The organism is Streptococcus nasisuis (genome assembly GCF_040836615.1).
Lineage (GTDB): Bacteria > Bacillota > Bacilli > Lactobacillales > Streptococcaceae > Streptococcus > Streptococcus suis_V.
In genome coordinates, this window is record NZ_CP162268.1 from 433793 (window position 1) to 456990 (window position 23198).

25 protein-coding genes and 1 tRNA gene are annotated in these 23198 nt (G+C 43.6%); 18 read left to right on the forward strand and 8 right to left on the reverse strand.

The features are described 5' to 3' along the window. The first annotated feature begins 6 nt into the window (after positions 1-6). The 9 genes from AB1F57_RS02295 to AB1F57_RS02335 all read left to right on the forward strand — a co-directional run bounded on the left by AB1F57_RS02295 (position 7) and on the right by AB1F57_RS02335 (position 7925). Positions 7-357 carry a hypothetical protein gene (locus AB1F57_RS02295; RefSeq protein WP_167785568.1) on the forward strand — a complete coding sequence of 117 codons (351 nt, stop codon included), beginning with the start codon at positions 7-9 and terminating at the stop codon, positions 355-357. A gap of 151 nt (positions 358-508) precedes the next feature. Beyond that, positions 509-778 (forward strand): 30S ribosomal protein S15, encoded by a 270-nt coding sequence (gene rpsO / locus AB1F57_RS02300; RefSeq protein WP_367986033.1) that lies wholly within the window; start codon positions 509-511, stop codon positions 776-778. Positions 779-1205: 427 nt separating this feature from the next. Then, positions 1206-3440, forward strand: coding sequence for a polyribonucleotide nucleotidyltransferase (gene pnp / locus AB1F57_RS02305; protein WP_170238674.1), 2235 nt, complete (start codon positions 1206-1208; stop codon positions 3438-3440). A 53-nt stretch (positions 3441-3493) separates the two neighbouring features. After that, positions 3494-4111, forward strand: coding sequence for a serine O-acetyltransferase (cysE, locus tag AB1F57_RS02310; protein ID WP_170238675.1), 618 nt, complete (start codon positions 3494-3496; stop codon positions 4109-4111). 55 nt (positions 4112-4166) lie between these two features. Then, positions 4167-5027, forward strand: a complete 861-nt coding sequence (locus tag AB1F57_RS02315; RefSeq protein WP_170238676.1) for a GNAT family N-acetyltransferase — start codon at positions 4167-4169, stop codon at positions 5025-5027. A gap of 84 nt (positions 5028-5111) precedes the next feature. Beyond that, positions 5112-5297: a hypothetical protein gene (locus AB1F57_RS02320; RefSeq protein ID WP_170238677.1), complete on the forward strand. Its 186-nt coding sequence runs from the start codon at positions 5112-5114 to the stop codon at positions 5295-5297. A gap of 10 nt (positions 5298-5307) precedes the next feature. Next, positions 5308-6651 carry a cysteine--tRNA ligase gene (cysS, locus tag AB1F57_RS02325; RefSeq protein ID WP_167785612.1) on the forward strand — a complete coding sequence of 448 codons (1344 nt, stop codon included), beginning with the start codon at positions 5308-5310 and terminating at the stop codon, positions 6649-6651. After that, positions 6644-7042, forward strand: coding sequence for a Mini-ribonuclease 3 (locus AB1F57_RS02330; RefSeq protein ID WP_105138394.1), 399 nt, complete (start codon positions 6644-6646; stop codon positions 7040-7042). Before cysS ends, AB1F57_RS02330 begins: the two co-directional genes overlap by 8 nt. Positions 7043-7064: 22 nt before the next feature. Next, entirely contained in the window at positions 7065-7925 is an 861-nt protein-coding gene (locus tag AB1F57_RS02335) for a helix-turn-helix domain-containing protein (RefSeq protein ID WP_367986034.1), read from the forward strand. A 263-nt stretch (positions 7926-8188) separates the two neighbouring features. On the opposite strand, the gene AB1F57_RS02340 is transcribed toward AB1F57_RS02335, so the two are convergent. Beyond that, positions 8189-8259: transfer RNA gene (locus AB1F57_RS02340), tRNA-Cys, on the reverse strand. A gap of 173 nt (positions 8260-8432) precedes the next feature. Here AB1F57_RS02340 and AB1F57_RS02345 point away from each other — a divergent pair. The 4 genes from AB1F57_RS02345 to tsf all read left to right on the forward strand — a co-directional run bounded on the left by AB1F57_RS02345 (position 8433) and on the right by tsf (position 12673). Further along, positions 8433-9560, forward strand: a complete 1128-nt coding sequence (locus AB1F57_RS02345; protein WP_105138396.1) for a DUF6287 domain-containing protein — start codon at positions 8433-8435, stop codon at positions 9558-9560. Between the two features lie 10 nt (positions 9561-9570). Next, on the forward strand, positions 9571-10332 hold the full coding sequence (locus AB1F57_RS02350) for a DUF4767 domain-containing protein (protein ID WP_167785615.1): 762 nt from the start codon (positions 9571-9573) through the stop codon (positions 10330-10332). Positions 10333-10770: 438 nt separating this feature from the next. Continuing rightward, positions 10771-11553, forward strand: coding sequence for a 30S ribosomal protein S2 (rpsB, locus tag AB1F57_RS02355; protein ID WP_167785616.1), 783 nt, complete (start codon positions 10771-10773; stop codon positions 11551-11553). 79 nt (positions 11554-11632) lie between these two features. Continuing rightward, a complete protein-coding gene (gene tsf, locus AB1F57_RS02360; RefSeq protein ID WP_167785617.1) occupies positions 11633-12673 on the forward strand; it encodes a translation elongation factor Ts in 1041 nt (346 codons plus the stop codon). A 335-nt stretch (positions 12674-13008) separates the two neighbouring features. Here tsf and AB1F57_RS02365 read toward each other — a convergent pair whose 3' ends face one another. The 3 genes from AB1F57_RS02365 to gdhA all read right to left on the reverse strand — a co-directional run bounded on the left by AB1F57_RS02365 (position 13009) and on the right by gdhA (position 15923). Next, positions 13009-13710, reverse strand: coding sequence for a GNAT family acetyltransferase (locus AB1F57_RS02365; RefSeq protein WP_174852574.1), 702 nt, complete (start codon positions 13708-13710; stop codon positions 13009-13011). Further along, the gene (locus AB1F57_RS02370; protein WP_174852575.1) at positions 13710-14048 is read right to left on the reverse strand and encodes a thioredoxin domain-containing protein; all 339 of its coding nucleotides are present in this window, start codon (positions 14046-14048) and stop codon (positions 13710-13712) included. Before AB1F57_RS02370 ends, AB1F57_RS02365 begins: the two co-directional genes overlap by 1 nt. Before the next feature lie 528 nt (positions 14049-14576). Next, positions 14577-15923 (reverse strand): NADP-specific glutamate dehydrogenase, encoded by a 1347-nt coding sequence (gene gdhA / locus AB1F57_RS02375; protein ID WP_367986035.1) that lies wholly within the window; start codon positions 15921-15923, stop codon positions 14577-14579. A gap of 213 nt (positions 15924-16136) precedes the next feature. Here gdhA and AB1F57_RS02380 point away from each other — a divergent pair, with 213 nt between their 5' ends. Then, the gene (locus AB1F57_RS02380; RefSeq protein ID WP_174852577.1) at positions 16137-17075 is read left to right on the forward strand and encodes a dihydroorotate oxidase; all 939 of its coding nucleotides are present in this window, start codon (positions 16137-16139) and stop codon (positions 17073-17075) included. Positions 17076-17120: 45 nt separating this feature from the next. Here the strand turns inward: AB1F57_RS02380 and AB1F57_RS02385 are convergent, their stop codons facing one another. Both AB1F57_RS02385 and AB1F57_RS02390 read right to left on the reverse strand, forming a co-directional pair. Beyond that, on the reverse strand, positions 17121-17333 hold the full coding sequence (locus tag AB1F57_RS02385; RefSeq protein WP_174852578.1) for a hypothetical protein: 213 nt from the start codon (positions 17331-17333) through the stop codon (positions 17121-17123). A 97-nt stretch (positions 17334-17430) separates the two neighbouring features. Next, complete coding sequence (locus AB1F57_RS02390) at positions 17431-18618, reverse strand: chromate transporter (RefSeq protein WP_367986036.1); 1188 nt, start codon at positions 18616-18618, stop codon at positions 17431-17433. A 239-nt stretch (positions 18619-18857) separates the two neighbouring features. Between AB1F57_RS02390 and AB1F57_RS02395 the strand changes: the two genes are divergently transcribed. Both AB1F57_RS02395 and AB1F57_RS02400 read left to right on the forward strand, forming a co-directional pair. Next, positions 18858-20084: a CapA family protein gene (locus tag AB1F57_RS02395; protein ID WP_172010415.1), complete on the forward strand. Its 1227-nt coding sequence runs from the start codon at positions 18858-18860 to the stop codon at positions 20082-20084. A gap of 129 nt (positions 20085-20213) precedes the next feature. After that, positions 20214-20588 (forward strand): hypothetical protein, encoded by a 375-nt coding sequence (locus tag AB1F57_RS02400; RefSeq protein WP_174852580.1) that lies wholly within the window; start codon positions 20214-20216, stop codon positions 20586-20588. A gap of 51 nt (positions 20589-20639) precedes the next feature. Here AB1F57_RS02400 and AB1F57_RS02405 read toward each other — a convergent pair whose 3' ends face one another. Further along, positions 20640-20921 carry a type II toxin-antitoxin system YafQ family toxin gene (locus tag AB1F57_RS02405; RefSeq protein ID WP_367986037.1) on the reverse strand — a complete coding sequence of 94 codons (282 nt, stop codon included), beginning with the start codon at positions 20919-20921 and terminating at the stop codon, positions 20640-20642. Further along, positions 20911-21186, reverse strand: coding sequence for a type II toxin-antitoxin system RelB/DinJ family antitoxin (locus tag AB1F57_RS02410; protein ID WP_367986038.1), 276 nt, complete (start codon positions 21184-21186; stop codon positions 20911-20913). Before AB1F57_RS02410 ends, AB1F57_RS02405 begins: the two co-directional genes overlap by 11 nt. A 178-nt stretch (positions 21187-21364) precedes the next feature. Here AB1F57_RS02410 and AB1F57_RS02415 point away from each other — a divergent pair, with 178 nt between their 5' ends. Together AB1F57_RS02415 and AB1F57_RS02420 are read left to right on the forward strand one after the other, a co-directional pair. Beyond that, positions 21365-22201: a Cof-type HAD-IIB family hydrolase gene (locus AB1F57_RS02415; RefSeq protein ID WP_254610591.1), complete on the forward strand. Its 837-nt coding sequence runs from the start codon at positions 21365-21367 to the stop codon at positions 22199-22201. 1 nt (position 22202) lies between these two features. Then, positions 22203-23009, forward strand: coding sequence for a Cof-type HAD-IIB family hydrolase (locus tag AB1F57_RS02420; protein ID WP_367986039.1), 807 nt, complete (start codon positions 22203-22205; stop codon positions 23007-23009). Positions 23010-23198: the final 189 nt, after the last annotated feature.

Below are 23198 nucleotides of genomic sequence, written 5' to 3' on the forward strand. Positions count from 1 at the left end.
GCAAACATGAAAGAATTAGCTAAAGAAGTTTATGATAACACCCTCCATATCTGGTACCAGACAGATGTCACGAATACCCATGAGTATGGGGAGATTTTCGACACCAGCTCAAGCAGTCTGGACAAGATTGCGACCAGAATACAGGCAGATGTGGCAGATAATCCAAACGTTGAGGCGGTTTATTGGTATATGGGCAAAGGACTGGATCAGCTGACACTCATGGCCCGTTATCAGCAAGGAAGTCTGCAGGTTCAGGTCAACCTCAAGGACTTTGATTTTGCCCTGCATCTGGATGCGGTGGCGGCTTGGAAAAACGACCTGATTACAGCAGTCCAAGAAAGTCTTTTGGAAAAATAGCAGAGCAGCTTAGCGATTGCCCAAATCAGTTGACAAAAAGACTATTCCTTGATAGAATGGTTAAGGTCCTAAAGGACACATCTAGCTTTTTCTTGGTTGTAGGTCGCCAACCTGTCACTCGGATTAGGCTCAAAATAAAGGAGAAATACTCATGGCAATCTCAAAAGAGAAAAAAAATGAAATCATGGCGCAATATGCTCGTCATGAAGGCGACACTGGTTCAGTTGAAGTACAAGTAGCTGTACTTACTTGGGAAATCAACCACCTCAATGACCACATCAAACAACACAAAAAAGACCACGCTACTTACCGTGGTTTGATGAAAAAAATCGGTCGCCGTCGTAACTTGTTGGCATACCTCCGCTGTACAGACGTTAACCGTTACCGCGAGTTAATCAACTCACTCGGACTCCGTCGTTAAGATAGGCACAAAAGCCGTTACAGACGACTGAAAATAAAGAACTGCCAGTGTCCTTGGATACTAGGCAGTTTTTGTTATGTGACTTTTAGTCCGTCTCGCTCCGTAAGGTGCGAGACAAATAAACCACCCGCTATGCGGGTGCGCATCGCAGGTTATACAAAAAAACTCCAAACGCGATACAATAAAGGTGTTCAAGCCTATTGTAAAGCGAAAGGAGGAGAAAAATTATCCAGTGGATGAAATTTGCCTTGCCTACAAACTCGTACATTCTTTCTTTAAATTGATAGTCTCAGGCTCACTTTTTCTTCTATATATGATAAAATAGTAGATATGCGTGGTTTTGTGCAAAGCTGAATCCGATATGGTTATTGGGTTGAACTTTGTAGAAAACACGCAAGAAAATTTTCAAAAAAACAGGAGACAATTCATGTCAAAACAAGTGTTTGAAACGGTTTTTGCTGGTAAGAAATTAGTCGTTGAGACTGGTCAGGTTGCCAAGCAAGCAAATGGTGCGGTGGTCGTTCGCTATGGTGACTCAACCGTCTTGACTGCGGCAGTTATGTCCAAGAAAATGGCGACGGGTGATTTCTTCCCCCTCCAAGTCAACTATGAAGAGAAAATGTACGCTGCTGGGAAGTTCCCGGGTGGCTGGATGAAGCGTGAGGGCCGTCCATCAACCGATGCGACTTTGACAGCTCGTTTGATTGACCGTCCGATCCGTCCAATGTTTGCGGAAGGCTTCCGTAACGAAGTTCAAGTCATCAACACAGTGCTTTCTTACGATCCAGATGCTTCAGCTCCAATGGCAGCCATGTTTGGTTCCTCATTGGCTCTAGCGATTTCAGACATTCCGTTCAATGGTCCAATTGCTGGTGTTCAGGTTGGTTATGTTAATGGCGAATTGATTATTAACCCAGATCAAGCCCAACAAGAAGCCTCCCTTTTAGAATTGACAGTTGCTGGTAACAAAGACGCTATCAACATGGTTGAATCGGGTGCCAAAGAATTATCAGAAGAAGTGATGTTGGAAGCACTCTTGAAAGGTCATGCGGCTATTCAAGAACTTTTGGATTTCCAAAATCAAATCGTGGCAGCAGTTGGTAAGGAAAAAGCAGATGTGGAGCTTCTTCAAGTGGACCCAGAATTGCAGGCTGAGATTGTTGCAGCTTACAATGACGATTTGAAAAAAGCGGTGCAGGTTGAAGAAAAATTGGCCCGTGAAGATGCGACCAATGCCGTGCGTGAAACTGTCATCGCAGCCTACCAAGAAAAATACGCTGAACACGAAGAATTTGACCGTATCATGCGGGATGTCCATGAAATCTTGGAACTCATGGAACACGCAGAAGTTCGTCGTTTGATTACAGAAGACAAGGTCCGCCCAGACGGACGCCGTGTCGATGAGATTCGTCCGCTGGATGCGGAAGTCGACTTCCTGCCAAACGTGCATGGTTCTGGTCTCTTCACTCGTGGACAAACCCAGGCCTTGTCTGTCTTGACCTTGGCGCCAATGGGCGAAACCCAAATCATCGACGGATTGGACGATGAGTACAAGAAACGCTTCTTGCACCACTACAATTTCCCACAATACTCAGTGGGGTCAACAGGTCGTTACGGAGCACCTGGTCGTCGTGAAATTGGTCACGGAGCCCTTGGTGAGCGTGCCCTTGAGCAAGTCTTGCCGAGCTTGGAAGACTTCCCTTACGCGATCCGCTTGGTAGCAGAAGTCTTGGAATCAAACGGTTCTTCATCACAGGCTTCTATCACAGCTGGTACCCTTGCCCTCATGGCAGGTGGTGTGCCAATCAAGGCACCAGTTGCAGGGATTGCCATGGGTCTGATTTCAGACGGTACCAACTATACTGTTTTGACCGATATTCAAGGTCTTGAGGACCACTTTGGCGACATGGACTTCAAGGTAGCTGGTACCCGTGACGGTATCACAGCCCTTCAAATGGATATCAAGATTGACGGTATCACACCGCAAATCTTGGAAGAAGCCTTGGAACAGGCTAAGAAAGCTCGTTTTGAAATCCTTGATGTGATTGAAGCAACTATCCCAGAAGTTCGTCCTGACTTGGCACCAACCGCACCGAAGATTGACACTATCAAGATTGATGTGGATAAAATCAAGATTGTCATCGGTAAGGGTGGCGAAACCATCGATAAGATTATTGCAGAAACTGGCGTGAAAATTGATATCGACGAAGACGGTCTTGTAGCTATCTTCTCACCAGATCGCGATGCGATTGAACGGACCAAGGAAATCATCGCAGGTCTTGTTCGTGAAGCAAAAGTGGGTGAAGTCTTCCAAGCAAAAGTGGTTCGTTTGGAGAAATTCGGTGCCTTTGTCAACCTTTTTGACAAGACAGATGCCCTCGTTCACGTTTCTGAAATGGCTTGGACCCGTGTCAATAAGCCAGAAGATTTAGTTGAAATCGGCGATATTGTCGATGTTAAAGTTATCAAGATTGATGATAAAGGACGTATTGACGCTTCTATGAAAGCTCTTCTACCAAAACCAGAAGGCTATGTAGAGCCAGAAAAACGCGAGCGTTCTGACAGACCACGCCGTCATAAAGATCACGACAAAAAAGACCACAAAGAGAAAAAAGATAACAACTTTGGCGAGTTCAAATTCCACAAGGTTGAAAAGAAATAAGCTGAGTAGACAAGTTCGGTAGCGGGCTTGTCTTCTCGCTAGAAGGAGTGACTATGGGTTGGTGGAAGGACACCATTGAGATTGTAAAAGAAAAAGATCCGGCAGCCCGGACCAGCTTGGAAGTTCTTTTGACTTACCCAGGTGTCAAGGCCTTGGCTGCCCACCGTCTGTCCCACTGGATGTGGAAAAAAGGCTTTAAATTACTGGCTCGGATGCACAGTCAGTTTTGGCGATTTTGGACCAACATTGAAATTCATCCAGGTGCAGAAATTGCCTCGGGAGTCTTTATTGATCATGGTGCAGGATTGGTAATTGGTGAGACTGCAATTGTCGAATCTGGTGTAATGTTATACCATGGAGTAACTCTTGGAGGAACAGGGAAGGATACAGGAAAGCGCCATCCGACCGTTCGTAAAGGGGCTCTTGTTTCCGCTCACGCTCAGGTCATCGGTCCTGTGGAAATCGGTGAAAATGCCAAGGTGGGTGCAGCTGCCGTTGTCCTAGCCGATGTGCCAGCTGATGTGACAGTGGTCGGTATGCCGGCTAAAATAGTCCGTGTTCATGGGAAAAAAGATGAGCAAGCCATTCATGATATGGAAGGCGGTCGTGAATACTACACAACCAAGCTAGCAGAACTGAGAGAAGCTAGCCATCGCTCCTCACATTTGTAGGAAAGCCACATATGGTAAGTCCTATGTGAGTTAGCCATAGAGAGGAAAAATAAGCATGATAATAGCAACTAATGTCCTAAATCCCCAGCAGTTATCCGCAGCAAAAACTCTGATAAGTACTGTACAATCCCATGACGGAACCTATCGTGACCCTTACTTGTCAAATATGCTCAACTTTGACCCTGAAATGCCAGCTTTTTTCTTGGCTTATCAAGGCGAACAGTTGGTGGGACTCTTGACTGTGTATGCCGATGATGAGGATGTGGAGCTTGCGATTATCGTGCACCCAGACTACCGCAGACAGGGGCTGGCACGCAAGCTCTATGATTGCTACCAGACGAAGACGGCAAACTATCCTATCGCTAGTGTGACCTTTCAGACCGAACGCGTCTTTCTGGACAAGCACCCAGACCTTGCGCCAGCATGGAACTTGGTAGAAGATACGGATACTGAGACATGGCTGGGACGTGAGCGAGAGCCTTATCAGTTCTCGCAACAGGCTGAACTCACAGTAAGCTTGGCACAGGCTCACCATGCAGACAGTATTGCACGCTGTAAGACTGCGGCATTCGGTAACGACTATGAGGTGGCGCTCCGCTACGTGCGTGAAGCCATTGCGGATACAGATAGTTTACTTTATCTTTTGGAACATAGCGGAGCGGTTATCGGTTCTTGCACAGTAGATATATCAACCGATGATAACTATCTTTACGGTTTAGCTATCGCCCCAGACCAGCAACAAAAAGGTTACGGCACCTACTTAGTCAAAGCTGTCATCAATGACCTTATCACGAAAAACGACAAACCTTTTCAAATCGCTGTCGAAGATGATAACCTCATCGCTAAGCGGCTGTATGAAAATATCGGTTTTATAAAGCAGACACAAGTAGTTTACCTAGACCCAAAGGGAGAATGATGTGCTACTAGAAGAATTTGAAAATACCTCTGCAGTCATTGAACCGACGGATAAGGCCATTGCAAGAAAATTAGAAAGTGCAGTATGTTAAAAGAATTAGTGAAACAGAATTGGCCCTATATCTTGACTTCCATCGTTGGAACGATTCTATTTATCGTTAAATTTTTACAAGGTAATTGGCAGGTTGGGATGATCTGGTTGGCAGCAACAGCCTATTGGCTAGTAAAATTGTATCAAAAGTATCAAGTCCTAAAGAATATTCAGAAGTAATGGAGAAACTATGATTAAAATTTACGATACCATGACCCGCAGTCTGCGTGACTTTGTGCCTTTGGAAGAGGGCAAGGTGAAAATGTACGTCTGCGGTCCAACGGTTTATAATTATATTCATATTGGCAATGCGCGTAGCGTCGTGGCATTTGATACGGTGCGCCGTTATTTTGAATATCGTGGCTATGATGTCACCTACATTTCCAACTTTACCGATGTGGATGATAAGATTATCAAGGCGGCCAATGAGGCAGGCATGACGACCAAGGAGTTGTCGGATAAATTTATCGCGGCCTTCAAGGAAGATGTGGCTCAGTTGGGTGTCAAACCTGCGACGCAGAACCCTCGTGTCATCGACTTTATGGATGAAATCATTGACTTTGTGCAGGTCTTGATCGACAAGGGCTATGCCTATGAAGCTTCTGGCGATGTGTATTTCCGTGTGCAAAAGGCGGAAAATTATGCACGCTTGGCTAATAAAACCTTGTCAGACCTTGAGGCAGGGGCTTCTGGTCGGGTTGAGGGAGAAGGTCAGCTCAAGGAGCATCCTTTTGACTTTGCCCTATGGAAATCGGCTAAGCCGGGCGAAGTTTCTTGGGAAAGTCCGTGGGGTGTAGGCCGTCCGGGTTGGCATATCGAGTGCTCGGTCATGGCGACAGAGATTTTAGGGGACACAATCGATATTCACGGTGGCGGTGCCGACCTAGAATTTCCGCATCATACCAATGAAATCGCCCAGTCGGAGTGCAAGACAGGTCAGACCTTTGCCAATTACTGGATGCACAATGCCATGCTTAATATCAACGACGAGAAAATGTCTAAGTCGCTGGGGAATTTCCTGACGGCTCATGAGATGCTGACCAAAATTGATGGTCAGGTCCTGCGTTTCTTCCTATCTACCCAACATTACCGCCGTCCGTTGAATTATACGGAAAAGGCCATTTCGGATGCGGAAACCAATCTCAAGTATCTGAAAAATACTTATACACAAGCTGTGGATAAGTCTGTTGATAAGGCAGAGCTGGACAAGTATATTGCTGCTTTCACGGCGGCTATGGATGATGATTTCAACGCAGCCAACGGGATTACCGCCATTTTCGACATGGCAAAATGGATCAACTCTGGCAACTACGATGAAACTGTCAAAGCGGAATTTGGCAAGCTGTTGGAAGTTTTCGGGATTGTCTTTGAAGAGGAAGTGCTGGATGCGAACATAGAAGCTCTGATTGAAGAACGACAAGTGGCGCGTGCTAATCGTGATTTTGCGACGGCAGACCGGATTCGAGACGAATTGGCGGCCCAGGGTATCAAGCTCCTAGATACCAAGGATGGTGTGAGGTGGACTCGTGACTAAGTCAGTCGATGTCAATCTCATTAACGGTATCGCTCTTGCTTTTGAGGGTGATGCGGTCTATTCCATGTATGTCCGTAGGCACTTGATTTTCAAGGGCTTGACCAAGCCCAATCAGCTGCACGGTCAGGCCAACAAGTATGTGTCGGCCAAGGCCCAGGCAAGCCTGATTGCAGCGATGTTAGAAGCTCAGCTATTGACCGAAAAAGAAGAAGAAATCTACAAGCGTGGGCGAAATGCCAACAGCCACACCAAGGCTAAAAATGCGGACATTGTGACCTACCGCATGTCGACAGGCTTTGAGGCGGTCTTGGGCTTTCTGCACATGACAGACCAAATTCAGCGGCTGGAAGAATTGATCGCTTGGTGTATCGCGCAGGTGGAGAGTGACTAGGGACTATTTCATGGAGGCAAGTGTGGATAAGAATAAGTTAAAGCAATATTTTCCGACGGCATCACTTGCTGATTCTCCTCAGAAAAGGGAGGGGATGGCTAGTTTGAGCTTGGGAGAACGGTTTTTCTTGAATCTAGAATTAAACAGTCTGACAGATAGAGAGCGCTATTTGTTGGAACTTCTGCAGGAAAATCAGGACAATATTCCTCGCGCTCCGTGGCAAGATTTTTTTGATGGGCAAGGTCCGATGCCGACTTTGGTTGGGCAGTTGCAGGTCCTTCAAATAAAGTTATGGTCCAATCCTAGCGAGGAGGTTGTGCAGGCTTGGTTAGAATTCATGGAAACCTTGTTACCGAATTTGGTTAGTCACTATGCCTCAGCATCGGATTATTTTGTATTTATCATGGACCAGCGTCCTTTTATTGACTATCAGGAGATTCTCAGAGATACAATTGGAGTCATGGAATATGACTTTGGCATAAAGATGACTGCTTTTCTGGGGCAAATTTGGCCGGATCAGGTTCAAGAATGGTGGCCAGATGCCATAAGGGCTGAAATGGATTTATTCCGTAGTTGGATGCAAAAGAATCTTTCTGCTAGCTTTTTAACCTTTAGTCAATTATTCTTTTTGGATGGGGCTAAGGACAAGGCGGTCATGCGCATTTTATCGGATATGATTGCGAAACATGAGATGGAAGATGTGATTCGTGCACTTTGGGACAATGGTGCAGTGTTGACCAAGGCGGCGCAAAGTTTGTTTGTTCATAGGAATACCTTGCAGTACCGATTGGACAAATGGTTCGAATTGACAGGCTTGCAGCTGAGGGAATTGACGGATTTGGCGCTCCTATACTATATAGTGGAGAGCCAGGCATTGGGATGATGACGAGGTCAGAAAGGATCCTGACGCACCTGTGAGGCTACCTTAGATGTTGGATGCGCCGCCCAACCGCTATCATTGTATTTCAAAAGCCCCTCAGCGTTTGCTGGGGGCTATTTTCTTTGCAGAGAGTTTTTCTCTTTTTCAAAAGGTTTTCGTCCGAAATTCGTCCGAAATTATTTTCAAACTTAACCGAATTAAAAATCAAAAAAGCCCGAAAAATCGGGCTTTTGACTTGTATAAATTCGGATAAAATCCTATAATAAAGGCGGTAGACGGATTTGAACCGACGATCAAGCTTTTGCAGAGCCGTGCCTTACCACTTGGCTATACCGCCATAACAAAGAATATTGTACCTTAAAAAGCGAAAAGGGTCAAGTGGTAAAATCAATATTTAGATATTATTGAAAAAGGAAATTGGCGTTTGGAAGTATGTCGTATGTAGAGAGTCCGAGAGTTTAACAAAAGATTTCGATCTTTTGTCGGTGTATATTTTATTTTGGGGTTAGAATGAAAAAACATTTTTTACTAGGTCTGGTGTGCTTGATGACTTTATCGGCTTGTGCTCAATCCAATATTCCGGCTGAAACAGAGAACTCTTCTTCGACAAGTCAGGAAAGTTCGACCAGTTCAAGTGAGCTAAAGATAGACGATAATGAGTTGTATCAGGCAGTCTTTGCTGACTATCAGAAAATCGTGGACTTTGCAGCTACAGCTGATCCAAGTAATGTAGATGGTGTGCTAACGGTATTGAATGAACTTCAGTTTCCGATGAATTCTTGGGTGGTGGAAAGTGCAATAAATACGTCGGATTCCATTAGATATGCCTTTTATGATTTCAATAACGATGGTCAAAATGAATTATTTTTCGGGTCAGAAAATCCAGATGGCTCTATGTTTGTGACGGGTTTTTATGGGATAATTGCTGACCAGGTATCATTGTTAGCCGAAGGTTTTGTGGCTGGACACGGTGGTGCAAGAAATGCCATGGTTCTCTTCCAAGGTGGGGAATATGTGAGTTACGGATGGTATTCAGGAACAGGGGAGGCTGTCGGTACACTGAATCGGATTGATGAAATGGGTCAATTGATAGAGGGCGCTCCGATCGATTTTCATATGAGAGATGAATTGGTTTCCGTTTTTGGAAAGACAGAAGCAGACATTTTGAATCCCAATCAATTTGATTGGGAAGAATTTGAGATTGACAGAACAAAATTAGAAACAGAAACGAGTAGTTCAGAGCAAACCGATGGAGTCCAGTCCATGAATTTGGAGCAGATTCAAGCTGGGGATGTTTCAAGTTTAGAAGGTGATTGGCTTAATGGACGAGGGGATCGAATGGAGATTGACAGTCAAGGGAATGTCTCTTATAATGATGGTCAATTTGTTGGCTTTATTGATTTAAAATATCATAAAGTTGAAGGGGCTATCCTAATTGTAAGTATTACCGATCCGAATGGTCGGGCCTCTGCTAGTGTACCGACCTTATTGATTCCAAAAGGTGTACAGAATACTTATGGATTTCTAGAAGGACATAGCGATCAGACGGACACCAGTAAGGATAGAATCTTCAGTACTCAGAGTGTTACGACAACAGAAGATTTTAGTAAAGGTGTCTTTTATCGAGTAGACGATTAGGAGAGACGGAATGAAAAAGAATAAACTCATTTTGTGCTTGGTTTTGGTAGCTAGTGTTGGCTTGTTGGTGGCATGTGGTCATCAGAAACAGGAGGCGACCTCAACCTCTTCGTCGACTTCATCTTCAAGTTCTAGCTTGACAAGCACGAGTTTCAGTACATCAAGCACCGGTTCCACGACATCTTTGACAAGTAGTTCAAGTAGCCAGGCTGGTCCCTGGGATGCTGATAAGTCAGAGGCGTTAAGGAATTTCGTGATTGAGCAATGGGGGCCATCCTTCTCGCCACCTCAGTACTATTTATCCTATCATCCAAGAAATGAGGGAAGCTTTTTTGGGGTGAGCTTGCCGTCAGGGGTTCTAAGTGGTCCTGGTCAGCAAATGACACCCGATTTTCAAGGGGAGACTCTGGAATTGGTTTGGAGCGAGAACGGTCAAGTGGCGGCAGGTCAGACAGCCGTGGTCGGAATCTATTCAGATATTGAAGCATCAAAATCCCAATTGGCCCACCTCTATCTCTTTACTATCAAGGATGGTCAAGGTATTGCTTGGATTACCGAGCAAAATCAGGGCAATCCAGAAAAACGTTTGTATTTCCGACCAACCAAAAACCAGGAATTACAAGCCTTCTTTGAAAACTTGGTCCTCGATGGTAGTTCGATTGCAGCGACTGAAACCAGTTCAGCGATGGCTACTAAGTCTTCAGTAGACACCAAGAACTTGACAGTCGAACAAGCAACTAATTGGGCCAAGGCACACGCAGCTTCTCGTTAGGGGGCTCCATTTACCAAAGCGGATTTTCTAGCCCAAGTGGTTTCCAATGCGCAATCTTCGGATGGATTGGTCTATATTGAGGTAAGAAAAGACCATAATAGCCCTAATATGCAGGGAACAGATCCCAATGTTGCTCCATCAGCTGGTTTTTATAGAATAAATGCTAGTGGACAGTTAGAAAGAATGGATGTTGTTGCAGGGTCCTATTCTGTCGTAACAGAAACATATTTTGAGTAAAATTGGAGTCAAAGGTCATCGTTCAGATTTTTGGTGAATTTATCTATTGTTTTTCTTGAAAACAGGCCGTTTTTCTGATATACTAATAAAGTTGCTGTAGCAACAAATACTCATCCTAGACCAATCGTGGTCCGGTTGCCTACGGGTTGGCCTGCGAGCTGACGTCTGGGAGAGGAGAAAAAACAAAAAGGAGAAATACTCATGGCAGTAATTTCAATGAAACAACTTCTTGAGGCTGGTGTACACTTCGGTCACCAAACTCGTCGCTGGAATCCTAAGATGGCTAAGTACATCTTCACAGAGCGTAACGGTATCCACGTTATCGACTTGCAACAAACTGTAAAATTGGCTGACCAAGCTTACGAATTCATTCGTGATGCTGCAGCAAACGACGCAGTTATCTTGTTCGTAGGTACTAAAAAACAAGCTGCTGAAGCTGTTAAAGACGAAGCTATCCGCGCTGGTCAATACTTCATCAACCACCGTTGGTTAGGTGGAACTCTTACAAACTGGGGTACAATCCAAAAACGTATCGCTCGTTTGAAAGAAATCAACCGTATGGAAGAAGATGGGACTTTCGAAGTACTTCCTAAGAAAGAAGTAGCATTGTTGAACAAACAACGTGCACGTCTTGAAAAATTCTTGGGCGGTATCGCTGACATGCCACGTATTCCAGACGTAATGTTCGTTGTTGACCCACATAAAGAGCAAATCGCTGTTAAAGAAGCTAAAAAATTGGGTATCCCAGTTGTAGCGATGGTTGACACAAACACAGATCCAGATGATATTGATGTTATCATCCCAGCTAACGATGACGCTATCCGCGCTGTTAAATTGATTACAGCTAAAATGGCTGACGCTATCATCGAAGGCAACCAAGGTGAAGACAGTGTAGCAGCAGTTGAAGCTGAATTGGCAGCTGAGCCAGCATCTACAGAATCAATCGAAGAATTGGTTGAAGTTGTTGAAGGTGGCAACGCTTAATAAATAACAACAATCCTAGAGGGGCAGGGCTGAGCCCGCGCCCTCTATTTTTATAAAAAAACAAACAAGGAGAATAGACATGGCAGAAATTACAGCAGCTCTCGTTAAAGAATTGCGTGAAAAATCAGGTGCTGGCGTTATGGACGCGAAAAAAGCATTGGTAGAAACTGACGGTGATATCGAAAAAGCGATTGAATTGCTTCGCGAAAAAGGTATGGCTAAGGCAGCTAAGAAAGCTGACCGTGTAGCAGCTGAAGGTTTGACAGGTGTTTACGTGAATGGTAACGTAGCAGCAGTTGTTGAAGTCAACGCTGAAACAGACTTCGTTGCGAAAAACGCTCAATTCGTTGAATTGGTAAATACAACTGCTAAAGTAATTGCAGAAGGTAAACCAGCTGATAACGAAGCAGCTCTTAAATTGACAATGCCTTCAGGTGAAACTCTTGAAGAAGCATATGTAAACGCAACTGCAACTATCGGTGAGAAAATCTCATTCCGTCGCTTTGCATTGGTTGAAAAAACAGATGCTCAAGCATTTGGTGCTTACCAACACAATGGTGGACGTATCGGTGTTATCTCAGTAATCGACGGTGGCGACGAAACTCTTGCAAAACAAATCTCAATGCACATCGCTGCGATGAAACCAACTGTTCTTTCTTACACAGAATTGGATGAGCAATTCGTTAAAGATGAGTTGGCACAAATCAACCACAAGATTGAACAAGACAACGAAAGCCGTGCAATGGTTGACAAACCAGCATTGCCACTCTTGCAATATGGTTCAAAAGCTCAGTTGACAGACGAAATCATTGCAGCAGCTGAAGAAGCAATCAAGGCTGAATTGGTAGCTGAAGGCAAACCAGAAAAAATCTGGGACAAAATCATCCCAGGTAAAATGGATCGCTTCTTACTTGACAACACTCAAGTTGACCAAGCTTACACACTTCTTGCACAAGTTTACATCATGGACGACAGCAAAACAGTTGAAGCTTACTTGAACTCAGTGAACGCTTCAGTTGTAGAATTTGCTCGTTTCGAAGTGGGTGAAGGTATCGAGAAAGCTTCAAACGACTTTGAAGCAGAAGTTGCAGCGACAATGGCGGCAGCTCTTGGTAAATAATCATTTTTAGAAGAACTTCCGAATGGGAGTTCTTTTCATATTGAGAGCTGTCCTTCACGAATGTGACTTGCTTTACAAGCTGTACGGCTCTTTTTGAGGTGAACTTGGTTCGCACTATCTCCAGCCTTCAAAGGTTCCCCAAACCTTTGAAGCGAGTACTAAAAGCAAACTGAAAGACTACTCGACAATTCAAGAACTTCCGAAAGGGAGTTCTTTTTGCAAAATCGGTCTTAGGGCGGATGTCGGCTATGTTTGATTCGGTTATACTAGTATCAATCCTAAATATTTTTCATAATCTCCTTAAAAAGCACCGACCACAAGGCCGGTGCTTTTTGTTAGATTTCTAAAATATAAGTATCCCAGCTAGGCTTGTTTGGTTGTCGGAATTGGTCAGCCAAACACATGGCGATAGAATCGCAATCATCTACCTCAAAGCTAATTTGTTCATACTGTTCAAATAGTTGGCAAATAACTGCTTGGATGAAGGAATCAAAGCTTTGTTCATCTTTTCCGCATACGTAGGCAATTTCATTGTTTTCTACGAAGGCACAATTTTCTGAGTCTGTATAAACCAGATCAGGTAAGCCCTTTTCAAATTCTTCTTGACTGGCAGTCCAAGGATTGATGTCTTGGTGGACTGTTTGATAGTGATCAAAAATTTGCTGGCTAGCTCTTTGGTAGAGTGCGGTGCCTTTGCGGACTATGCTTAAGTTGGAAGTGCCTGTTTGACTGAGATAGTCTTGCTTGGTCACTTCAAATTCGTAACATTTTCGTTTGCAGACAAAGCCTGCTGCGGTGAGGAGATGGATTCTTTCCTGCTCTGCTGAGGAGAGCATAACTTGAAGAGGTTTTCCGTCTAAGGAAGTCTGTAGGGACTGGAAGAGCTGCTTTGCTATGGTCCAATCGAAATCAACCAAATCTAGTCGCAGATAGATATTGGTCTGGTGGTAGGGATTTTGGTAGCTGTGAATCTTGCCGAGTGGTCTTCCGTGATGAGAGATATGGAAGGTATTGGCTTGGTAGGAAATGTCTAGCATTAGCCTTGAATAAAAGCTGCAATTTCTTCTTCAGTCATGCTGGAGTCGCAGCGGACTTGGACACCAGTCGATTTAGCGACGAGGAGACCTGGGACGGTAGGAACTTGGTAGTGGTCGCGAAGGGCCTGGAGTTGAGGGCTGACTTGGCTGGAGTCAAGGAAGTGGACGGTCACTTGCTTGTCTTGGGCTACCTTGTGGAGTTTTGGCGCAAAGCGGTTGCAGTAAGGGCAGGTTGCTCTTCCGATGAAGAGAATGGCGCCCTCTTGAGCAGTTAGCAGGCTCTGTGCCTGCTCCACAGCTACGCTAGTAAAATCTTGGATGTAGTCTTGAAAGTTCATGGTATAAGATATAAAAGGGGGTAAGCGGACACAAAAAAATAGGAGCCAGAAGGACGATGCAAGCGTCCTGTTCTCGTTTATCTTTTTGACCCAGTCCCTAGCCCGTATTCAGTTCAACTAAATACGGAAGCCCTAGTCCTTTCTATTTTTTCTTTTATTATAGGATAAAGTAGAGAAGATTTCAAAATTCTGCTACGGATGAGGAATGAACGGTGGTGTCAAGTAAACCAATGCCGCAATTGGTGGTTTCAGATTTATTCAAGTATAGATAAGAGGATATGTATGGCATGATAACTTATATAAATTAGGGAGTTACAGATTTGTATACTAGAGATAGGACGAACACCGGACATGATATTGTGATGGTAGCTTGATGGTTGACGTATATTAACCTTTTCCTGAAAAGTAATGCCTGGAGACAAACTGGCGGAAAAGAAAAGCGCTTGATTTGCTATCAGAAATATGTTAGAGTATACGAAATGAATCACAATTAAAACGAGCTGGGACTTCCAGCTCGTTTTAATCTATTTACACCAAACCTTGGGCAATCATAGCATCTGCAACTTGTTCGAATGCTGCGATGTTAGCACCTGCAAGGTAGTCAGTGCCGAGGTTATATTTCTCAGCGGTTTCTTTAGCTGTGTTGAAGATGTTGGCCATGATGTCTTTAAGACGGCCGTCTACTTCTTCACGAGTCCATGAAAGACGAAGGCTGTTTTGGCTCATTTCAAGGGCTGATACGGCTACACCGCCAGCGTTGGCAGCTTTAGCAAGACCGTAAAGAACGCCGTTTTCTTTATAAACTTTGATAGCATCAAGATCAGATGGCATGTTGGCACCTTCAGCCACACAGTATACACCGTTTTTCACAAGGGCAGCAGCTTGCTCGCCGTTGATTTCGTTTTGAGTCGCACATGGCAGAGCAATGTCAGCTTTGCCATCGTAGTTCCATACAGAACCTTCGAAGTATTTAGCAGTTGCTTTTTCTGCAGCGTATTCTGTCAAACGAGCGCGACGTTTTTCTTTGATGTCTACCAAGAGGTCGAAGTCGATACCTGTTTCGTCGATGATGTAACCATTTGAGTCAGAAACAGAGATAACTTTGGCACCGAGTTCAGTTGCTTTTTGAACAGCATACTGGGCAACGTTACCAGAACCTGAGATGAGGACTGTTTGGTCTTTGAATGATTTACCGTTGGCAGCAAGCATGTTGTCAGTGAAGTAAACCAAGCCATAGCCTGTTGCTTCTGGACGGATGAGAGAGCCACCGAAGCCAAGAGGTTTACCAGTCAAGACACCTGCATCAAATTGGCGAAGGCGTTTGTACTGACCGTACATGTAGCCGATTTCGCGACCGCCAACACCGATGTCACCAGCAGGCACGTCAAGTGATGGGCCGATGTGTTTTTGCAATTCTGTCATGAAGCTTTGGCAGAAACGCATGATTTCAGCATCTGTTTTGCCTTTAGGATCAAAGTCTGATCCACCTTTACCACCGCCGATTGGTAGACCAGTCAAGACGTTTTTGAAGATTTGCTCGAAACCGAGGAATTTCAAGATGGACTGTGTAACAGTTGGGTGGAAACGAAGACCGCCCTTGTATGGACCTACAGCTGAGTTAAATTGAACGCGGTAGCCGCGGTTGACTTGCACCTTGCCGTCTTTGTCAGTCCAAGGAACACGGAAAGAAATTACGCGTTCTGGTTCAACGATACGTGCCAAGATGTTTTCTTCGATATACTCTGGGTGAGCTTCAAATACAGGCTCAAGTGTAGAGAAGAGTTCTTCAACAGCTTGGAGGAATTCTGTTTCGTGTGGATTGCGAGCTTTTACAGCTTCAAATGATGCTTGGATGTATGCTTTTGCATTTGTCATAGGAGTCACCTGATTTCTTTATTTATTATTAAATTGTCTGACAATTTAATTTATCTGAAAATTATTATAGCACTATGATTTTTAAATGTAAAGAAGAAAATGAAAAAATTTTCAAAATTCCCTGATAAAAGCCGAACAATGGCAGTAAATAGGGAAAATCCGTATGTTTTCTATGGTATAATCAAGCTAGAAAACGCAAAAAGGAGTTATAGAATGGTTTCAACAGCGACGACATTGGGTGGATTTTCTTTTGACAATTGTTTGATGAATGCGGCAGGTGTCTGGTGCATGACCAAGGAAGAGTTGGACGGTGTGAAAAACTCAGCAGCAGGAACCTTTGTCACAAAGACCGCTACACTGGAATACCGGGCGGGGAATCCAGAGCCGCGCTACAAAAATGTACCGCTGGGGTCTATTAATTCCATGGGCTTGCCCAATCAAGGTCTGGATTATTATTTGGATTATCTTTTGGGGTTACAGGAAGAGGAACCAGAACGCACCTTTGTTCTTTCATTAGTAGGCATGTCGCCAGACGAGACCCACACCATTCTCAAAAAAGTGCAGGATAGCACCTTTCAAGGGTTAGTTGAACTCAATCTTTCTTGTCCGAATGTTCCGGGGAAACCGCAGATTGCCTATGATTTTGAAACGACAGAAACCATCTTGCGGGAAGTCTTTGCCTATTTCACCAAACCGCTGGGCATCAAGTTGCCACCTTATTTTGATATTGTACATTTTGACCAGGCTGCTGCGATTTTCAATCAATTTCCGCTCAAGTTTGTCAACTGTGTGAATTCGATTGGCAACGGTCTTTATATAGAAGATGAGAGCGTAATTATCAAGCCTAAAAATGGATTTGGTGGTATCGGTGGCGAATACATCAAGCCGACTGCTTTGGCAAACGTCCATGCCTTTTACCAACGTCTTAAGCCAGAAATTCAAATTGTGGGAACGGGTGGTGTCTTGACAGGACGCGATGCCTTTGAACACATTCTCTGCGGTGCCAGTATGGTTCAAATCGGGACAACTCTGCAAAAAGAAGGGCTAGTAGCCTTTGACCGCATTACCCAAGAACTCCGAGACATTATGGCTGAAAAAGGCTATGAAACCATCGAAGATTTCCGTGGGAAATTGCACCATTTGGATGACTAAGCGTAAAAAAGAAACAGTAAAAGAGTTTGGGGCTTCCAAACTCTTTTACTTACGGTTAAAATAATTAAACAAATCACCGATGGTTTTTTGGTGCATATCCACTAGCTCCTGGCCATCAAGGGTGACACTATCAATCACGAAGAAATCCTGTAGTTGCTGAACTTCCCGAGATTGGAGCATCAGAAATTCTTCTGGACTTCCATACTGCTTTTCTGATGGATGGGCAATTTGTGATTGATAATACCGAATGTGTAACATAATAGACCTCCGTTCGTGACTGCTTGGGACTCATCCACCTCCAGTCGAGTTTTATCTATCTCTTATTATATCACTAATTAGTTATTATTCAATACTTTTAACCGATGAAAAATCCTAATAGCATAACGGCGATGACTAGTAGTGGAGACGGGATGCGTTTGGATAGGAGGAGTAGGGTTGCCAGAATACAGATGAAGTACTCCCCTCCTGATGATAGGCCCTGCAACTGATTCAAAGCTGTCCAGCTGATGATGGCAGCGACCGCCCAGGAGATGCCCTTTAAGAATGAGGAAACATAATGTAACTGACGATAGACCTGCCAAAGGGGGGTTGCGAAATAGACAAGCAAGATTCCAGGAAGGAAAATGAGTCCTCCACCCAATAGGCCAGCTAGGAATTTTACCACTATTCCTCCTGTCACAGAGCGGGCAGCGACAAAGGAAGCAAAGCTGAAGAGTGGCCCAGGAACTGCCTGATCCAAGCTATAGCCCGCTAGAAAATCAGCCTGGCTGAGAAATCCTTCTTGTTTGACCAGGTCTTGAATCATTAGCGGAATCATGATTTGTCCACCGCCAATGATGGAATAGCCATAGCGATAAATAGATGCAAACAAGCGACTATCGCCACCAAAATAGTTTGCCATTGCAGAAAATAGAATAGCTAGGATGATAATGGTGGCTGGCAATTGCCATCTGACCTTGCTGGTTTTGGGGATATTTTGCAATTCTTGTCCGGCTTGCCCCCAGACGGGCACCAAGCCTGCTAGACCTCCTGCAAGTAGAAGCAAGAGAATAGACCAGCTAGAAAGTGGAATAAGAACAAAACTCAGAAGACAGAAAGAGATGTATAGGATGAGGTCTTTTTTGGACGTGACGACCTTCCTGGTCAGTTGAATGGCTGCGTAGAGAATGAAGGAGACCGCTACGGTAGGTAAGAAAATCAGTAGCTTGTTCCAAGCCTGGTTTTGAGCTACCCATTCCAGACCGATTCCTAAGCTGGTCATGATGACTGAGGCAGGAAGAATCCAGATGAGAAAGCTAGCCAAGGCAATCCATGGCCCGCCTACACGATAGCCGATGGCAGTAATGGTTTGTGTGCTGGAAGGTCCAGGCAAGAGCGAAAAAATTCCGATGAGTTCCGTCATCTCCTCCTGGCTGATATACTTCTTTTTGTCAATCAATTCCCTGCTAAAGACACCGTAGTGAGCTTCGGGCCCGCCGTAGGAGGCTAGTGAACAGAGAAAGACATCTTTTAAAAATTGTTTGTTTTGTATGTGCTGCGGCATAGTGTTCTCCAAATCTATTCTTATTTCAGTCTATCATAAATTGACAGATTAGCCAGGGAATCTAGGAGAAATATGTGTAAAATTCTTGTAAAAGTACACAGGTATTGTCTGGATTTTTGAGGTAAAAAGGCGTATAATGAAAGGGATTATAGGAAAGAGAGAGGTCGCCTTCTATGTCTAGAACATCATTACAGGAACGTCGGAAACTTGCTAGAAAGGCACGAAACAAGCGCCAATTTATGTTTATCTGCCTTTTGGCTGCGGTCATCCTGTCCATTATTCTCGTGCATGATCATGTTTTGCCCTTGTTTGGTAAGGCGGATAGGACCAGCCAGCAATCATCTGGGATAGGTTCTTGGTTTTCAGGCAAGCAGGATGAGGTGCAGACCGCCCGTATCATGGCTCATGGGGACTTGCTTTACCATGATCTCCTCTATTGGAGTGCTCTCCAGGCGGATGGGACCTATGATTTTTCTGAGAATTTTACCTATGTGAAACCCTGGATTGAGCAGGCTGATTTGGCTATTGCGGACTTTGAGGGGACTATTTCTCCTGATTTTCCTTTGGCTGGCTATCCTTTGTTTAATGCGCCGGCCCAGGTGGCAAAGGATATTCGTGATGCAGGCTATGATGTGGTGGATTTGGCCCATAATCATATTCTGGATTCACAGTTGTCGGGCCTCATTTCCACAGTGGAGACCTTTAAGGATGTCAATGTAGATGCAGTTGGCGTCTATGCGGAGGGCAATCGGGCGACGGCTCCCATCTATATTCGTGATGTCAATGGTATCAAGGTAGCAATTCTTGCCTATGCCTATGGATTCAATGGGATGGAGGCATCATTGACCCAGGAAGAATACAATGCCTATCTATCGGATTTTGACCGCAAGAAGATGAAGGCTGAGATTGAACTGGCTGAGAAAGAGGCGGACATTACTATCGTCATGCCTCAGACGGGTGTAGAATACCAGCTGGAGCCGACGGAGGAGCAGGTTAGTCTCTATCATGACATGATTAACTGGGGAGCAGACCTGGTGTTTGGCGGGCATCCCCATGTAGCGGAGCCTTCTGAGACGGTTGAAAAAGACGGTGAGAAGAAGTTAATCATCTACTCTATGGGGAATTTTATTTCTAACCAGCGGATTGAGACCATGGCGGGTGTTGCCAATGCCCAGTGGACCGAGCGTGGGGTGCTGATGGACGTGACGATAGAGAAGAAGGACGGCGTGACCCGCATCAAAACAGCCCAGGCCCATCCGACCTGGGTCAGCAAGGAACCTAAGGGACGTTTTTCACCGGAAGGCTACGAGCTCTATACCTATCAAACCTTGATTTTGGAAGATTTTGTCCAAGGTGGCAAGCATTATGGTCAATTGGATGCAGTAACCCAGGAGCGGGTAGATACAGCCTATGCTGAGATGAATGAATTTATGGCTTTGGATTGGGTAACTGAGGAGAAGGAATAGTAGAGTCTATCTAAATTCTGAATGAAGAACATCTGCAGTTGACCAAGTAAGGTTCAGCAAAACGATGCCAGACAGTTATAAGATAAATAGGTATAGTCTGAAATTCCTGTAGATAAGAAGGAGTTAAACATGAGTAGGGGCTATCAAGATATACAATGTATGAGGGTTTGGATTGGAGGATATTTCGGTCCGATTAATTCTGTTGAAATGGATTTTGAAGATGAGGAAGTTATTTATACTCATATAGATGACCATGATTCAAGGAGTGAGCTAGAATTAAGTTTTTCTGCCTCTCAGTTTAGATATGATTTAGAAAATTGTAAACTGCTTGAGTGGGATGAAGAATACGTAAATCCATACGTTCTAGATGGCACTCAATGGTATGTAGACATTCTATTTAAAAGAAATGCGCCGTTGAGAATTGAAGGTTCGAATGCTTATCCAAAAACATTTGACCAGCTTTGCAGTGCTATTTCAGAAATTATACAGGCTGATTTTATCTAGTCGACTAGTTGGAATGAGTTATAAAATAAAAACAGCCACTCTAGTGAGTGACTAAAATAAATCTGAGTGTGCGCCAGTATCAATCAAGGTCAAGGTTAGAATATCATTCTCTATTAAATAGATTAGGAGCCAATCTGGTATAATATGGCACTCATAATATCCGGAAAAATTTCCTGTCAGCATATGATTTTGATGTTTGTCTTCAAGTGGGATACCTTGGCTTAGTTTCGTAATAATTTCTTCCAACAAACCCAGATCGTATCCAAGTTTCTTCATTAACTTGTAGCTTTTTTGAATTTGTTCGTGAACTTTATTTGATACATTATTCTTCATCCAATACCTTAAATAAATCTTGGACAGTTGCATAACTTGGTACATTTTGATCACGTGAATTCTTTCGTGCTTCTTCCATTGCCTCCAAGGTTTCTTGATTGTATTTTGGTAGCTCCACGGAAAATGGTAAACCGCCGCGCAACACGCATTGGCGTAAGAAGATATTCACTGCACTGGACATATCTAAGCCCAGTCTTGCAAACAAGGCATTAGCGTCTTCTTTAACGGTTGTTTCAATTCTGATTTGAGTTGGACTTGTGGCCATTTGATACACCTCTTTCTTATCATATCTTACTACAAATGCATTACTTTGTAGACTTATTAAGCAACACAAGAGAGTTTTCTGTTTTATAATTGTAAAATATAGATTAAGAACTGATATAATGAGGTAAGAATTGTGGGCCTTTGATTTGAAATTCCATTGAAAGGGAAAGGATTGATGTATGATTAAACTAATAGCAACAGATATGGATGGAACATTTTTAGATGGTCAGGGAAGTTTTGATAAAGAACGTTTTTCTATCATTTTGAATCAGTTAGATCAAAAAAATATTCCTTTTGTGATCGCTAGCGGCAATGGAATGGGTAGATTACTGCAACTTTGTAAAGGATTTGAAGACCGACTAATATTTGTAGCAGATAATGGGGCTCATGTCTATCAGAATGGTAAAACACTTATTCGTCGTACTATTCTGCAAGAGGAAACGAAGGCTATTTTAGATTTTTTCAGCGGACAATGGGCTGACGTGTGTCTGATGTTATCAAATGAAGAAAATATTTATATGCAGGTAGGAGCAAACATGCCTTTTGCAGGAACTGATTTACCAATCGAGCCTGCACAAATGGCTGCTTTCCAAAATCGAGTAAAATACTTAGAAAATCTCAGTACTTATCCTACCTCTGAACCGATTTATAAGGTCGGTCTATGGGTGCCTGAAAATCGCGTAGATCAACTAACTGAGCAGTTTAATCAGGCTTTTCAAGGTCGATTAGTTGCAGTAACGAGTGGTTACGGCTCAATTGATATCTTACCACATGGAATTCATAAGGCTTGGGGCTTGGAGCAGGTTTTGAACAGATTAGGGATTGCCCCTGAGCACGTGATGGCCTTTGGTGATTCAGACAACGATATCGAATTATTGTCCTACGTAGGGTATTCCTATGCCATGGAAAATGCGACAGATAGAGTTAAGGCAATTGCCAAATATAGGGCGCCTAGCCATCTAGAGTCAGGAGTTTTCCGAGTAATAGAGACCTATATTAGACAAGAGAGGGAGTAAAATGATTCGATTAATTGCCTTTGATATGGATGGGACATTCCTCAATTCTCAAAATGATTATGACCGTCCAAGATTTCAGAAAATATTCAAGAAAATGCAAGAAATGGGGGTACGGATGGCGGCCATTTCTGGAAACCAATACCAACAGATTCGTTCCTTTTTTACGGAAGAAGCAAATCAAATGACCATTGTTTCCGAAGTTGGTGCTGTTATAGTAGAAAACGGTGTCAGAATATTTGAATCTCATTTTGAGAAAGATATTGTAGAGGGAATATTAGAAATATTAAATCAAAAGGATTTGCTAAGGTCCTGTTCAGTTAGCGGTTTTAAAGCACTTTATTATGCAAAAGATGTAAATCTTGATTTTAAACAACTTATTCAAGTTCATAATTTTGTCTGTGAGGAGGTGGAAAGCCTCTTACAATTACCGAATGATAAGATGACGATAATCACTCTTCATTTACCAGAAGAAGTTGTTCCGGATTTGTTGAAAGAGCTTAATCAAGTTGGTCAAGGAAAAGCCCGTGCGGTGTCTAGTGGGTTTGGATTTATTGATATTATCCCTTCAGGAATTAACAAGGGGATCGCTTTAGACTTTCTTGCCCGTCGATGGGAGATTTCTCCAAGTGAAATAATGGTATTTGGTGATAGTGGTAACGATTTAGAAATGCTCGAATATGCTACATATTCCTATGCGATGGAAGGTAGTCCAGAGGAAGTGATTAGAGCAGCAAAGTTTGTTGTTCCTTCAAATAATCAATCAGGAGTATTAGAAGTGGTTGAACAAGTACTGCTGACCTCAAACTAAAACAGCTTGACTGCTTAAAGGCGGTCAAGCTGTTTTAGTAGGTAATGATATCGTCATTTAGTTTATACTCTTCAAAAATCAAAAGCAGACGTTGTTGACTTGATTTGATGAGTGAAAGGCTCCACTGGAGCCTTTCAGTCTGTTACCTTGAAACAAAATAGTAACAGGGTTCTATCTGCATCAGCGTCG